11 protein-coding genes, 1 tRNA gene and 1 other RNA gene are annotated in these 12,984 nt (G+C 70.3%); 8 read left to right on the top strand and 5 right to left on the bottom strand.

Annotation, left to right across the window (positions count from 1 at the left end; translation table 11 throughout):
• Positions 1–75: 75 nt before the first annotated feature.
• Positions 76–747 carry a GntR family transcriptional regulator gene (locus ABZ194_RS29370; RefSeq protein ID WP_355600268.1) on the bottom strand — a complete coding sequence of 224 codons (672 nt, stop codon included), beginning with the start codon at positions 745–747 and terminating at the stop codon, positions 76–78.
• Between the two features lie 717 nt (positions 748–1,464).
• On the opposite strand from ABZ194_RS29370, the gene ABZ194_RS29375 reads away from it, so the two are divergent.
• On the top strand, positions 1,465–2,064 hold the full coding sequence (locus ABZ194_RS29375) for a tyrosine-type recombinase/integrase (RefSeq protein WP_355600269.1): 600 nt from the start codon (positions 1,465–1,467) through the stop codon (positions 2,062–2,064).
• Positions 2,065–2,139: 75 nt separating this feature from the next.
• Here the strand turns inward: ABZ194_RS29375 and ABZ194_RS29380 are convergent.
• Positions 2,140–2,228, bottom strand: a tRNA-Ser gene (locus ABZ194_RS29380).
• A gap of 82 nt (positions 2,229–2,310) precedes the next feature.
• Between ABZ194_RS29380 and ffs the strand changes: the two genes are divergently transcribed.
• Positions 2,311–2,406: signal recognition particle sRNA small type (ffs, locus tag ABZ194_RS29385), an RNA gene on the top strand.
• A 31-nt stretch (positions 2,407–2,437) separates the two neighbouring features.
• The gene (locus ABZ194_RS29390) at positions 2,438–4,783 is read left to right on the top strand and encodes a DNA polymerase III subunit gamma and tau (RefSeq protein ID WP_355600270.1); all 2,346 of its coding nucleotides are present in this window, start codon (positions 2,438–2,440) and stop codon (positions 4,781–4,783) included.
• Between the two features lie 51 nt (positions 4,784–4,834).
• Here ABZ194_RS29390 and ABZ194_RS29395 read toward each other — a convergent pair whose 3' ends face one another.
• Positions 4,835–6,307 (bottom strand): GAF domain-containing protein, encoded by a 1,473-nt coding sequence (locus ABZ194_RS29395; protein ID WP_355600271.1) that lies wholly within the window; start codon positions 6,305–6,307, stop codon positions 4,835–4,837.
• A 422-nt stretch (positions 6,308–6,729) separates the two neighbouring features.
• On the opposite strand from ABZ194_RS29395, the gene ABZ194_RS29400 reads away from it, so the two are divergent.
• The 5 genes from ABZ194_RS29400 to ABZ194_RS29420 all read left to right on the top strand — a co-directional run bounded on the left by ABZ194_RS29400 (position 6,730) and on the right by ABZ194_RS29420 (position 10,639).
• Positions 6,730–7,083 carry a YbaB/EbfC family nucleoid-associated protein gene (locus ABZ194_RS29400; protein WP_355600278.1) on the top strand — a complete coding sequence of 118 codons (354 nt, stop codon included), beginning with the start codon at positions 6,730–6,732 and terminating at the stop codon, positions 7,081–7,083.
• Between the two features lie 3 nt (positions 7,084–7,086).
• Positions 7,087–7,686, top strand: coding sequence for a recombination mediator RecR (recR, locus tag ABZ194_RS29405; protein ID WP_355600272.1), 600 nt, complete (start codon positions 7,087–7,089; stop codon positions 7,684–7,686).
• On the top strand, positions 7,679–8,209 hold the full coding sequence (locus ABZ194_RS29410; protein ID WP_355600273.1) for a DUF5063 domain-containing protein: 531 nt from the start codon (positions 7,679–7,681) through the stop codon (positions 8,207–8,209). The genes recR and ABZ194_RS29410 overlap by 8 nt, the downstream gene beginning before the upstream one ends.
• A 91-nt stretch (positions 8,210–8,300) precedes the next feature.
• Positions 8,301–9,575 carry an aspartate kinase gene (locus ABZ194_RS29415; protein WP_355600274.1) on the top strand — a complete coding sequence of 425 codons (1,275 nt, stop codon included), beginning with the start codon at positions 8,301–8,303 and terminating at the stop codon, positions 9,573–9,575.
• Positions 9,572–10,639, top strand: coding sequence for an aspartate-semialdehyde dehydrogenase (locus ABZ194_RS29420; RefSeq protein WP_355600275.1), 1,068 nt, complete (start codon positions 9,572–9,574; stop codon positions 10,637–10,639). Before ABZ194_RS29415 ends, ABZ194_RS29420 begins: the two co-directional genes overlap by 4 nt.
• Before the next feature lie 127 nt (positions 10,640–10,766).
• Here the strand turns inward: ABZ194_RS29420 and ABZ194_RS29425 are convergent, their stop codons facing one another.
• Positions 10,767–11,363, bottom strand: coding sequence for a hypothetical protein (locus ABZ194_RS29425; protein ID WP_355600276.1), 597 nt, complete (start codon positions 11,361–11,363; stop codon positions 10,767–10,769).
• 376 nt (positions 11,364–11,739) lie between these two features.
• Positions 11,740–12,828 carry a type III PLP-dependent enzyme gene (locus ABZ194_RS29430; protein WP_355600277.1) on the bottom strand — a complete coding sequence of 363 codons (1,089 nt, stop codon included), beginning with the start codon at positions 12,826–12,828 and terminating at the stop codon, positions 11,740–11,742.
• Between the last annotated feature and the right edge of the window lie 156 nt (positions 12,829–12,984).

Here is a 12,984-nt window from a genome sequence, read left to right on the forward strand (position 1 = left end):
CAACGGCTCCAACTTCGGACCCCGACGACGCACCGGCTCACCGGAAGAAGAGTTCACACAGGATCTAACGACGGATTACCGGCGCAGGACACTAGCCACGGTGGTCCACATGTTGTCGAACCACATGCGGGACTGGTTGACGAACTGTCCTGAGGTGGAATCCCCGCCGTCGCTCACGGCAAAGTGGAAGAGCTCCGCGTCCTTGCCACCCATGTCGTAGATGGCTTGCGGCTCCCCGGCGAGCGTGACGTTGTGCTTAAAAACGGGGTAGAAGCCGAAGAATACCTCTTTGCCGTTGCGGACGTAGAGCTTGAACCGCGGAGGCTCTCCGTTGATCCGAACCTCTGCTGAAGCGGCCTTGACCAGGCCGAAGTCTCGCAGTTCCTGCACGGAATCGACGATGGCCTGAGCATGTCGTGATGAGATCCGCTCCATGCGCTTCCGGATAAGCGGTTCGTCTTCAAGGTTGTCCGCCAGGACAGGCAGAGACCAGGGACGGCTCGTGTCCGGCACAAGCATCCGGATCGTGATGCTCTCGGGAACCAATCGGCCGGCACGGATGCTGTCAAGCGGTTCCTGAATCGCGCCGTGCAAGGTCTCTCCGGAGAACCCGGCGAACTCGATCGAGACATCACGCTTCTTGAACGCCTGCTCGATGTGCGGGCGGAGCCCGACCGGCCGCGCGGTGCGCTCCCGCACGAACACTCCATCGGCCGACTTCGCCGCGTGCCGATCGAGTGCCTGCATGAGTACGTGACCAACCTGCTGGCCAACGGCGGCCAGCGACAGAAGACCGCGGCCTGAGGGGGACTGAATGGGACGTAAGCCGAACGGTGCCTCATCGATCTACCTGGGCAAAGACGGCAAGTGGCACGGGCGGGTGACCATGGGCGTCAAGGACGACGGCACTCCGGATCGTCGACATGTGAAGCGCAAGAACGAATCCGAGGTCATCAAGGCGGTTCGCGAGCTGGAGCGAGAGCGCGACAGCGGAGCTGTCCGCAAGACCGGCCGGTGGACCGTTGCGAAGTGGCTCACCCACTGGATCGAGACCATCGCCGTTCCGCCGGCCATCCGCGCGACGTCACATTCGGGCTACCGGGTGGACGTGCACACCCACCTGATCCCCGGCATCGGAGCACACCGGCTCAACAAGCTGACCCCTGAACGCCTCGAAAAGCTCTACGCCAATATGCAGCGCGCGGGGAAGTCCGCAGGGACCGCCCATCACGTCCACAGAACGGTTCATACGGCTCTCAACGTGGCCGTACGGCGCGGATACCTCATCCGGAACCCCGCCACACTCGCCAAGGCTCCGACGCTCAGTGAGGAGGAGGTAGAGCCGTACGACATCGCCGAGATTCAGCGGCTGCTCAAGGCCGCCAGCGCGCTGCCCCGCAACAGCGCGCGGTGGGCCGTCGCGCTCGCGCTCGGATTGAGGCAGGGCGAGGTTCTGGGCATGAGGTGGGTGGATGTGGACCTCGACCGGGGACCCTCCGTGTCCGGCGGGGGCGCCAGCGCCCGAAGTACGCCCACGGGTGCGGGGAGACCTGCGGAAGGAAAGCGGGTTACTGCCCGGAGCGTAAGCAGACCAACCCCGACACGGCCGACACCAAGTCACGAGCTGGCCGACGCACGATCGGGCTCCCCGGCCAGCTCGTCACGCTGCTTCGCAAGCACCGGGAGGAACAGGCCAGGGACCGGGCGGACGCCCGGCAGCTCTGGGAAGACGGGGGATGGGTGTTCGCCACCCCGACCGGCCAGGCGCTCAACCCGAACACCGACTACCACCAGTGGAAAGATCTACTCAAGGCCGCCGGACTCCGAGACGCCCGGCTGCACGACGCCCGGCACACCGCCGCGACGGTTCTCCTGATCCTGGGCGTTCCCATGCCCACGGTCATGTCGATCATGGGATGGGCGAGCGCCGACATGGCCAAGCGATACCAACACGTCACCGACCCCATCCGGCAGGCCGTCGCGCGGCAGGTTGGCGGGCTGCTCTGGCAGGCCGACGAAGAGACCCTAGACAGGGGCGAAAACCCCTCCGAACAGGCCGACTGAGACCCAAACTGAGACCCTGACGCACGAAAGCCCGCTCCGAGACGGAGCGGGCTTTCGCGTTACGGCTGGTAAACTTGGCGGAGGATAGGAGATTCGAACTCCTGAGGGGTTGCCCCCAACACGCTTTCCAAGCGTGCGCCCTAGGCCAACTAGGCGAATCCTCCGCGAGAAGCCTACCGGACTTTTCCGGGTGCGTTGACCACATATTCCGGCACCCGAGCACTCCGATCAGAGGCTAGACTGGGCCCGGACCCCTCGCGCGGCGTCATCCTGTGAACCTCCCCAGGGCCGGAAGGCAGCAAGGATAAGCAGGCTCTGGCGGGTGTGCGAGGGGTCTCTTCGTTTCAGGCTCCCTCGCAGGTGGGATCGTCGCATGAGTCTTGCGCTGTACCGCAAGTACCGGCCCGGGACCTTCGCGGAGGTCAAGGGGCAGGAACACGTCACCGAGCCGCTGCGACAGGCGCTGCGGAGCGGCCGGATCAACCACGCCTATCTGTTCAGCGGGCCCCGAGGGTGTGGCAAGACCTCCAGCGCCCGGATCCTGGCCCGCTCCCTGAACTGCGAGAAGGGCCCGACCCCCGACCCCTGCGGCGAGTGCGACTCCTGCGTGGCGCTGGCCCCCACCGGGCCCGGGCACCTCGACGTCATCGAGATCGACGCCGCTTCGCACGGCGGTGTGGACGACGCCCGCGACCTGCGTGAGCGGGCCTTCTTCGCTCCGGTGTCGGCGCGCTTCAAGATTTACATCATCGACGAGGCGCACATGGTGACCCGCGAGGGGTTCAACGCGCTGCTCAAGCTCGTCGAGGAGCCTCCCCCGCACCTGAAGTTCGTCTTCGCGACCACCGAGCCGGAGAAGGTCATCGGGACGATCAAGTCCCGGACCCACCACTACCCCTTCCGGCTGATCCCGCCCGCGGCTTTGCGCACCCTCATGGAGGAGATCCTCACCTCCGAGAACGTTCCCTTCGAGCCCGCCGCGCTGCCGCTGGTGGTCCGGGCGGGCGCCGGTTCGGCCCGTGACTCCCTGTCGATCCTCGACCAGCTGTTCGCCGGGTCGGACGAGGCGGGCATCACCTATGCCCGCGCGGTCTCCCTACTGGGTTACACCGACGGAGACCTGCTCGACGACGTGGTCGCCGCCTTCGCCGCCCGGGACGGCGCGCGGGTCTTCCACGCGGTGAACCGGGTGGTCGAGGGGGGGCACGACCCCCGCCGGTTCGCGATGGACCTGCTGGAGCGCTTCCGCGACCTGGTGATCCTGGCCAATGTGCCGGAGGCGGCCGGCAGCGGGCTGCTTGACCGGCCCGCCGACGAGCTGGAGCGGCTCCAGGAGCAGGCCGCCTCGATGGGCCCGGCCGAGCTGACCCGTGCCGCGGAGATCTTCAACGCGGGCTTGACCGAGATGCGCGGCGCGGCCTCGCCCCGGCTGCTGCTGGAGCTGATGTGCGCCAGGACGCTGCTGCCCGGCGTCGCGCGGGACGAGGCGGCGCTGCTCGCCCGGATGGAGCGGCTGGAGAAGGGGGGCGTCGCCACAGCCCCCGGCACCTTCGCTCCGGCCCCCGTCCACCTCCCCGTCTCCACCCCCGGTTCCGGCCCGGCGACCTCCACGGTGCCGGTCTCCCCGGATCGGTCCTCCGCCGCGCCCGCGCACCCCGCGGCCTCCGTGTCCGCTCCACCCCCCGCCACCGCTCCCTCCCCCGCCACCGGTACGGCTCCCGCCGCCTCGCCCGGCGCTTCCCGCGCACGGGACGACGACTGGCCCACCCCCGCCAGGCCCGGCGCCCCGATGACCGAACCTCGGGCCCAGGCCCCGCGCTCTCCCCACGCCTCCCAGGACGTCCCCCCGGCCTCGCGGGCCCCCGGCCCGACGGCCGCCGCCGACTCCGGGCAGGAGGGGGGAGCGGTCCACCAGATGTGGCCGCAGGTGCTCGGCGTGCTCAAACAGCGCAGCATCGTCGTCTGGGCGAACGTGAACACCAACGCCCAGGTCGTGGGGGTCGAGGGCAACATCGTCACCCTGGGTTTCGCCCAGGTCGGCGCGATGAGGAACTTCATCGGCGGCGGTAAGGACGCGGTGGTCGCCGCGGCGCTGCAGGAGGTGCTGGGCGGCAAATGGAAGGTCGAGGCGGTGGTCGGCGGCGGCCCCGCCCCGGCCGGAGGCACCCGCCCCGCCCCGCCCCGGCCCCCGGCCTCACCGCGCCAGGAACACGCCGCCAGGCCCGCTCCCGCACCGGGCGCCGCGCCGCCCGCGGGGCCGTCCACCGGGCCGGTCGGCACGCCGCCCGCGGGGCCGGCCGCCGCGTCCCCGGCCGCCTCGCAGCCCCCGGCCGAGCAGGGCCGGCCGCGTCCCCGGCCGCAGGCTCGGCCCGCCACCGACGAGTCCTGGCCGGACGCTCCGCTCCCGGAGGATCCCGGCTCGCCTCCCGGCCCAAACCCCGGTTCAAACCGTGGCTCAAACCATGGCGCAAGCCATGGTTCAAACCCCGGCCTCGCCGCCGCACGCTCGGCGGCCAGGGCCGCGGCCCAGTCGGGGCCGAAGGCCGGTGGCGGCAGGGCGGCCTGGCCGGACGCGGTGCCCCGCCGTGACCCCGCCCCCGACGCCGACGAGGTCGATCCGCTGAACGACGCCGACGCCGACGTCGACGCGCTCACCGGCATGGCCCTCATCCAGCGTGAGCTGGGCGGGCAGATCATCGGTGAGATCGACCACACCTGAGCGGTCACGCCTTAGGAGGGTCTCGGACGGGGAAGGCTGGAGCCGGCCGGGCTATGGCGGGCCGAGGCCGGCGAGGCGGATCCGGGCCGCGGCCCCGCGATGGTCGTCTGCGGGGAGCATGGCGACGAGCCGCTCCAGGACGTGCGGATCGTTCTTGGCGTATTCGGTGTTCGCGTAGGCCCACAGGTCGTCGGGGGAGCCCCGGAGCAGAAGGTGGGCGCGGACCTGGCCTTCGAGCTCGTCACGTTCGCCGCGGATGGCCGGGGACTCCGACCGGGGCAGCAGCGGGCCGCCGTAGGCGCGGGCGACCGGGGCGGCCTCCCGTCCGGCGAGCAGGCGTCTGAGATGGAGGAAGTCGGCCTCGACCGCGCAGGCCAGCCGGTACGGCTTGGCGGCGACGACGGGTCCGAGCCGGGCGCGGAGGCGGTGGATCTCGGCGCGGGCGGTCACCGGGTTGCCCATGTCGCCGTACAGGTGGAAGGAGAGCTGGTCGGCCGTCGCCCCCTGGGGGTTGAGGGCCAGCAGCGTGAGGATCTCGGCGTGGCGGAGGGAGAGCGGGACGCGGGCCCCGTCGAGGCCGGCGGACGGATGCTCGGCGCCGAGGAAGGACAGGGTGAGCACCGGGACGTGCGGCTGGTCGGGGAGACGGAGCAGGAAACCCTCGCCGAGCGGGTCGAGCAGCGCGGCTCGGCCGTCGGGCAGGACCACCCGGTCGCCCGACTCGGGCAGGCGGACTCGGCGGCTCCACCGCTGGGCCCGGCCGCCGGCCACGACGCGTCCCGTCGCGCTGACCAGGGCGCCCGGCTCGCCGCGCAGTGCCCGCAGGTGTCCGCCGTGGTGGGTGCGGAACCGGTTGTCGCGTTCGCGCATGCGCAGCGCGAGGTGGCTTTCGGCCAGGCGGGCCGTGGTCTCGACGAGGGTCACGGTCGCCGGGTGCAGGGTGTGCATGGTCCCGCTGAGGTCGACGCAGCCGAGCACCTCGCCGCTGTCCGGGTCGATGATCGGCGCGGCGGAGCAGGACCAGACGTGAAGGGCTCTGACCAGATGTTCGGCGGCGAAGATGTGGACCGGCCGCCGGGTCGCGAGCGCGGTGCCCATGCCGTTCGTGCCGATCGCCCGCTCCCCCCAGTGGAAGCCGTCGGCCAGTCCCACCTCGTCGGCCCTGCTCATCGCCCGGTGGTCGCCGTCGCGCCAGAGCACCCGGCCGTCGGCGTCGGTGACGATCAGGATGTGCTCGCTCGCCGAGGCGGTCTCCAGGAGCGTCTCGGCGATGAGCGGCAGCAGCGCGCTCATGGGGTGCGCCGACCGGACCTCCTGGATGTCGCGGTGTTCGAAGGCGGGCGGGGCCGACCTGGCGTCGGGGTCGACGCCCGCTTCCATGGAGCGGCGCCACGAGGCGGAGATCAGGCTCCGCAGCGCCCTGTCCGGTGGCCGCCCGGCGTTCAGGGCGGCCTCGTGCAGGCGGCGTAGCCGTACCGAGTAGGCGTCCGGATCCGAGACGGCTCTCGGGCGGCCGTCGGGCATGTGCCACCCCCGGGAATCAGATTGGTGGGCGAAGCATCTGCGGTGGAGACCTCTGCCCGCAACCGATTCGGCCAAAAGGAAGTGCGAAGGGTGATGGGTCGATCGCAACGTGTGTGCAACCTGGAGTTGGATACCTTCGGGACCACACGCCGCCGTGTGCGGCCGCTCCGGTGCGTGTGACGTCGGGTCCCGGACGTCGTGGAGGGGGGCCGGGACCCGACGGAGCGCCTGCCTGTCCCGGCACCGTGACGGGGTGCCGCCGGGATGGCGCGGTGGTCGTCGAGGGGTTCCGTCGGCGCGGATCGGGACCCTTGAGTGGTTTGGCCGCAGTCCAGGGGGAACACGGCATGCGCCAGTGCGATACCGGCCTCCGACCCCGTAGGCTCGTGACGACTGACGTCACGGACGAGGAGCACACGACGGTGAATCCAGGGGATGTCAACCTGCAGCAGTTGCTGGAACAGGCGCAGCTGATGCAGCAGCAGCTGGTGAGTGCCCAGCAGGAGTTGAACGACGCCCAGGTCGAGGGCACGGCGGGCGGTGGTCTTGTCGTGGCCACGGTCAACGGCGGGGGTGAACTGCTCGAACTGAGGATCAGTCCCGAGGTCGTCGACCCCGGTGACCCCCAGGACACGGCCGACACCATCGCCGACCTGGTCATCGCCGCGATCCGGGATGCCGTCCGGGCGGCCGCGGACCTCCAGCAGGAGAAGCTCGGGCCGCTCGCGCAGGGGCTGGGAGGCGGGAGCGGGCTCGGCCAGCTGCCCGGGTTCTGAGTCATGTACGAGGGGGTCGTCCAGAACCTGATCGACGAGCTGGGGATGCTGCCCGGCGTCGGTCCCAAGAGCGCGCAGCGGATCGCGTTCCACCTGCTGGCCGCGGAGCCGGCCGATGTGAAGCGGCTCGCCCACGCGCTGCTGGAGGTCAAGGACAAGGTCCGCTTCTGCCGGGTCTGCGGGAACGTCGCAGCCGAGGAGGAGTGCCGGATCTGCCGTGACGTCCGGCGCGATCCCCAGGTGATCTGCGTCGTCGAGGAGTCCAAGGACGTCGTGGCGATCGAGAAGACCCGCGAGTTCCGGGGCCGTTACCACGTGCTCGGTGGGGCGATCAGCCCGATCGACGGGGTGGGCCCCGACGACCTGCGCATCCGTGAGCTGATGACGCGCCTGGCCGACGGCCGGGTCACCGAGTTGATCCTCGCCACCGACCCCAACCTGGAGGGGGAGGCGACGGCGACCTATCTCGCCCGTCTGGTGAAGCCGATGGGGCTGAGAGTCACACGACTGGCCAGCGGCCTGCCGGTAGGCGGTGACCTTGAGTATGCCGACGAGGTCACCTTGGGCCGCGCGTTCGAGGGTAGGAGGCTGCTGGATGTCTGACGCATGGGGTGCTCTCGCGGAACGGGTCGCCGGTCACGCGGAGAACTACATCGACGGCCTGACCAGGCTGGCGGGCGGCGAGGGCGGTGACGCCATTCTGCCGCTGCTCCTTGTGGAGGTCGCGCAGGTCAGCTCGGCCGGCGCGCAGCTCGGGGCCAGCCAGGACGTGATCCTGTCCGGTAACTGGGAACCGCACCTGAGCGAGGACCCGGACGTCGACGCCGTCCGTACGGCTCTCGCCGAGCGGCTCGGCCCGGTGGACGACTACGCGGAGGTCTTCGACCCCTACAAGGACACCTCGGTCACTCCGTACCGGCTGTCGGACGATCTCACCGCCGTGGCCGCCGATCTTCTCCATGGCCTGCGGCACTATCAGGCGGGGCGGCCGCTGGAGGCGCTGTGGTGGTGGCAGTACTCCTACTTCAACACCTGGGGTAACCACGCGGGAGCGGCCATGCGCGCCCTTCAGGCGCTTGTCGCGCACACCCGGTTGGATGTGGCGGAAGAGCGCACAACCGTGTGATCGTCCACATACTGGGCCAGACCAGAAGTGCTTCACCGGCGCGCCATTAGACTGAGAGCTCCACAGCCCTAGATTGCTTCGGAGACATCTCGTGGCGCTCGTTGTTCAGAAGTACGGTGGTTCGTCCGTCGCCGACGCGTCCTGCATCAAGCGGGTCGCCCAGCGTATCGTCACGACGAAAAAAGCCGGCAACGACGTCGTGGTGATCGTCTCGGCGATGGGCGACACCACCGATGAGCTGCTGGACCTCGCCCAGCAGGTCTCGCCGCTGCCGCCGGGCCGTGAGCTCGACATGCTGCTCACCTCCGGCGAGCGCATCTCGATGGCGCTGCTGGCGATGGCGATCGCCAATCTGGGGCAGGAGGCGTGCTCGTTCACCGGTTCCCAGGCCGGTGTGATCACTGACTCCTCCCACGGCCGGGCCCGCATCATCGACGTGACGCCCGGCCGGATAAAGGGCGCGCTCGACGCCGGTCAGGTGGCGATCGTGGCCGGTTTCCAGGGGGTCTCCCAGGACACCAAGGACATCACCACGCTCGGCCGGGGTGGTTCCGACACGACGGCCGTCGCGCTCGCCGCCGCCCTGGACGCCGACGTGTGCGAGATCTACACCGATGTGGACGGCGTTTTCACCGCGGATCCGCGGATCGTCCCGGTCGCCCGCAAGGTTCCCAGGATCTCCTACGAGGAGATGATGGAGATGGCGGCCTGTGGGGCCAAGATCCTGCACCTGCGCTGCGTCGAGTATGCTCGCCGCTTCAACCTGCCGATCCACGTCAGAAGTTCGTTCAGCACCAAGGAAGGCACGTGGGTCGTCTCGGACCCCGACAGCGAAGGAACAGAGATGGAGCAGCCGATCATCTCCGGCGTCGCGCACGACCGGAGCGAGGCCAAGATCACCGTTGTCGGGGTGCCCGACAAGGTCGGCGAGGCTGCCACGATCTTCAAGACGCTGGCCGACGCCGAGGTCAACATCGACATGATCGTGCAGAACGTGTCGGCGGCGGCGACCGGCCGGACGGACATCTCCTTCACGCTGCCCGCGAGCGACGGCTCCACGGCGCTCACCGCGCTGAAGAAGATCCAGGAGAACATCGGCTTCGAGTCGCTGCTCTTCGACGACCAGATCGGGAAGGTGTCGCTGATCGGGGCGGGCATGCGCTCGCACCCCGGCGTCACCGCGACGTTCTTCGCCGCCCTCGCCGACGCGGGGGTGAACATCGAGATGATCTCCACCTCGGAGATCCGCATCTCGGTGATCGTCGGGCAGGACGAGGTGGACTCGGCGGTCACCGCCGCGCACCGCGCGTTCAACCTCGACGCCGACCAGGTCGAAGCCGTGATCTACGGAGGTACCGGCCGATGAGCCGCAAGCCCACCCTCGCCCTGATCGGCGCGACCGGTGCCGTGGGCACCGTCATGCGCGACATCATCTCCAACCGGGAGGACGTCTACGGCGACGTCAAGCTCGTCGCGTCCGCCAGGTCGGCGGGGAAGGTCCTGCGGGTCCGCGGGGAGGACCTGGTCGTCCAGGAGCTGACCGCCGAGGTCTTCGACGGGGTCGACATCGCGATCTTCGACGTGCCGGACGAGGTCTCCGCGGTGTGGGTGCCGATCGCCGCCGGGCGTGGCGCGGTCGTCATCGACAAGTCGGGCACCTTCCGGATGAACCCCGACGTCCCGCTGGTCGTGCCGGAGGTCAACCCCGAGGCGGTGCGCAGCCGCCCGCTGGGCATCGTCTCCACCCCGAACTGCACCACGCTGTCGATGATGGCCGCGATGGGCGCGCTCCACGGGGAGTACGGCCTGCGCGAGCTGGTGGTCGCCTCCTACCAGGCGGTCTCCGGCGCGGGCGTGGCCGGCTCCGCCCGCCTCTACGACGAGATCGAGGCCCTCGCCGGCGACCGGACGGTGGGGCAGAGCGCCGGCGACGTGCGCAAGGCCCTGCAGAACAAGCTGGGTGAGGACGAGTCGCCCTTCCCCGCGCCGGTGGCGTTCAACGTCGTGCCGTGGGCCGGCTCGCTCAAGGACGGCGGCTGGGCCTCCGAGGAGCTCAAGCTCCGCGACGAGTCCCGGAAGATCCTGGGGATCGGCGACCTGAAGGTCTCGGCGACCTGCGTCCGGGTTCCGGTGATCACCACCCACTCGCTGGCCGTGCACGCGACCTTCGAGCGTGAGATCACCGTCGCCGACGCGCACCGGATCCTGGAGGCGGCCCCGACCGTGGTCGTCGTGGACGACCCGGCCAACGGCGTCTTCCCGACCCCCGCCGACGTCGTCGGCACCGACCCGACCTACGTGGGCCGGATCCGTCAGGCCCTCGACTTCCCCAACACCCTCGACCTGTTCGTCTGCGGCGACAACCTCCGCAAGGGCGCGGCCCTGAACGCGGCGGAGATCGCCGAGCTGGTCGCGGCCGAGTTCGCGTAGCCGGGTGTCCGCCGCGCGGTGACGTCACCGCGCGGCGGACATCGGGCCCCTTCCCCCGCTCCGCCGTCCGGTCCGCGGCCTTAACTCCGGCTCGCGGCTCGCATCCGGCCCGTACGGCTCGCCGACGTCAGCGGAAGAGAATGTCCCAGTGGTCGGGCTCTCGGGCGTAGAGGGTTCCCGCGGAGCCGTAGAGGGGGGCTCCGTCGCCGCGGATCCGCTGGTAGGGGTACTCCCGCTTGATGTAGCGGCTGATGCAGCGGTTGGGCGTGATGTCCAGCTTGTAGCCCGCGTGGTGGCTGTAGGGTCCCGGGGAGTGGCCGATCTCGGTGCCCCCGGTGATGACGACCGGGCATCCGCTCCGGCGCTTCAGCGCGATCACGTCGGTCACGGTGGCGGTTCTGACCGCCTCCAGTGAGGTGCACTGCCTCACGTTGCGGTTGGTGCATCCTCCGGACGACTTCCAGCCCAGGCCGGCCCGCTTCAGACGCTGGGCCGCCTCCGCGTGGCGGAGCCGTAGCGGCGGCAGGTGCTGTGCCGTCCTCTCCGGTGGTCTGACCTTCTCCGCGGGCCGGGTCCTCTCCGCGGGCCGGGCCTGGATCTCCTGCGCTCGCCGGTACAGGTTCCGGGTGTAGCGCCGGGCGGTCTCCAGTGCGCCGAGGTGGTGGCCGGCGGTCGCCGTGGCCCGCCGCGCCGCGGCGGACGGGACCACCAGGGGTGGGTCCACGAGCATGACGGTGAGCGGTGGCCGGGCGGTGTCGGCGGAGGCCGGGCCGTCCGCGGCCGGCGCGATGAACGAGATCTGCAGAGTCAGAAGTGCTCCGGCGGTAAGCCGGGCCGCTCTCCGTCTACAGGGACGTGTCCCCATAATTTATCCCTTGTCGCGGGAGCCCTTCCGCCAGAAGGATCAATCCCACACCCGGACGGGTGTGACCCCTCCGGTAACCGGGAATTTGCCCTGGGATGGTGATCATCGTGCGCTTCAATGACCTAACCGCGTTATCGGTCGTACGGTGACGAACGCGGCTGATCCGACACTCTGCGCGTAACATGAGAGCTTGATCACCGCCCGAGCCCGGGGCCGGACGGCGGTGACGTCTTGATCAGACGTAGGAGAACTCCGGGTGCGGGTGCATCAGGAAGTCGTGGTGGGAGATGTTCCAGGCGTAGGCGCCGGCCATGAGGAACTGCACGACGTCGCCGGGTGCCAGGGCCGCCGGGACTCGGCGGGTGAGGGTGTCCCTGGGGGTGCAGAGCTGGCCGACGATCGTGACCGGCTCGCCCGCCTCGGCGATGACCATCGGCTGGTCGTGGCCCTTGGTCGCGGGGGTGCGGATGTGATGGGTGCCGCCCGCCACGACGGCGAACAGCTCACCGTGGACGCGCTTGACGTCGAGCACGCGGGTCACGTACCGGCCGCAGTAGACCGACAGCGAGCGGCCCGGCTCGATCCGCAGGGTCTCGCCGGGGCGGCGCAGGCCGGCCAGGCCCCTGCCGTAGGTCTCCCAGTCGAATCGTGTGCCGGGGTCGGCGTAGTCGACGGCCATGCCGCCGCCGAGGTTGATCTCGGTCAGACCGAGGCCGCGGGCGTAGTGGAGCACGCCGTCGGCCAGCTCCAGCATGCGCGAGGCGTCCAGGCCGCTCGCCAGATGGGCGTGGACGCCGTGCAGGCGTACGGCGTCCTGTCCCTCCAGGAGCGTGACGCACTCGGCGACGCCCGCCGGGTCCATGCCGAAGGGGGTCGCGCCGCCGCCCATGGCCAGGGCCACGTCTCCGAGGGAGAGGGCGAGATTGGCCCGGAGGAGCACGTCGGCCTCCCGGCCGGTCGCGATCAGGCGGCGCAGCTCGTTCGGGCTCTCCACGTGCAGACGCTCGACTCCGCGATCGAGGGCGAGCCGGAGCTCGCCGTCGGTCTTCCCCGGGCCGCCGAAGGCGATCCGGGCCGTGGGCAGCACGCCCAGGACGTGTTCCAGCTCGCCGCCGGAGGCGACCTCGACGCCGTCCAGGTGCCGGGCCAGGACCCGCAGCAGCTCCGGGTCCGGGTTCGCCTTGGCCGCGTAGTACAGCTCGATTCCGGGCAGCGCGGCCCGCACCGCCGCCGCGTGGGCGTCGAGCGCGGCCAGGTCGTAGACGTAGGCGGGCAGCCGCCCGGCCTCCGCCAGTTCACGGGCTCTTCGGGGGAGAGCGTCCACAAGGTCTCCGATCAAGAGTTGACGTGCCGAGGCTCAGTTGACATCCTCCCCTCCCTGAAGAGAGGGGATTCCAACCGTCGCCGGTTGGGCTTCCTGTTTCACAGCCGGTCGCCCGCCCGGAAGGATCTTCCGTTGGGGTCTTACACCGGCTCCGCA

Origin of the sequence: Streptosporangium sp. NPDC006007, assembly GCF_040614315.1 — a bacterium.
In the GTDB taxonomy this organism is placed as follows: Bacteria; Actinomycetota; Actinomycetes; order Streptosporangiales; family Streptosporangiaceae; genus Streptosporangium.

Coding starts and splice junctions, on each gene's coding strand:
- ABZ194_RS29370 (WP_355600268.1), bottom strand. CDS start 747: ATGCAGGCACTCGATCGGCACGCGGCGAAGTCGGCCGATGGAGTGTTC.
- ABZ194_RS29390 (WP_355600270.1), top strand. CDS start 2,438: ATGAGTCTTGCGCTGTACCGCAAGTACCGGCCCGGGACCTTCGCGGAG.
- ABZ194_RS29395 (WP_355600271.1), bottom strand. CDS start 6,307: ATGCCCGACGGCCGCCCGAGAGCCGTCTCGGATCCGGACGCCTACTCG.
- recR (WP_355600272.1), top strand. CDS start 7,087: ATGTACGAGGGGGTCGTCCAGAACCTGATCGACGAGCTGGGGATGCTG.
- ABZ194_RS29410 (WP_355600273.1), top strand. CDS start 7,679: ATGTCTGACGCATGGGGTGCTCTCGCGGAACGGGTCGCCGGTCACGCG.
- ABZ194_RS29420 (WP_355600275.1), top strand. CDS start 9,572: ATGAGCCGCAAGCCCACCCTCGCCCTGATCGGCGCGACCGGTGCCGTG.